At 78.7% G+C, this 591-nt stretch carries 1 protein-coding gene; it reads right to left on the bottom strand.

Going from position 1 to position 591, the window contains the following annotated elements:
- A partial coding sequence (locus tag HW577_RS26200; protein ID WP_198378984.1) for a ribonuclease E/G occupies positions 1-591 on the bottom strand: 591 nt, incomplete at both ends.

Below are 591 nucleotides of genomic sequence, written 5' to 3'. Positions count from 1 at the left end.
GCCCGGCGTCGCGCGCAACGCGAATCGCGCTCCCGGCCGCGCGGCCGCATCCCGCGCCCCCTGGCGCAGCGCGGCGAGCCCGCGCGTGAGCGGGGAGGGCGGCCAGCCCACCACCTCATGCAGCGGCGCGTGGATGCGGTCGCGCACGATCTCGGCCAGGCCAAGCCCCGTGAAGCCCACCAGCCGCGCGAGCCGGTCCGGCGCGAGCGCCGCCCGCAGCGGGGCCTCCAGCGCCGCCCGCCGCTTCGTGGAAAGCCCGGCGAAGTCCACCAGGATGGCCCCGCCCAGGTTGCGCAGCCTGATCTGCCGGGCAAGTTCGGGCAGCGCCGCCGCGTTCATCGCCGCGACCGCGCCGGGGCCGCGCGCGCCGGCGGCGCTGCCGGCATCCATGTCGATGGCCGCGAGCGCCGGCGTCGGGTGGATCAGCAGCCGCCCGCCGCCGGACAGCGGCACCTCCGACCCGGCCAGCGTGTCGAATTCCGCCTCCAGCGCGTCCTCGAAGGCAGGGGCAGCCACAACGCGCAGCCGTGGCCCGAGCGCGCCGCGCCACGCGGCCGCGAGCGCGGCGCTGTCCACATGTACCTCGGCGCG

This window comes from Neoroseomonas rubea (genome assembly GCF_016106015.1).
Classification (GTDB): Bacteria; Pseudomonadota; Alphaproteobacteria; order Acetobacterales; family Acetobacteraceae; genus Neoroseomonas; species Neoroseomonas rubea.
The sequence above is the reverse complement of the archived record's forward strand: the minus strand, read 5'-3'. Positions and strand labels throughout refer to the sequence as shown.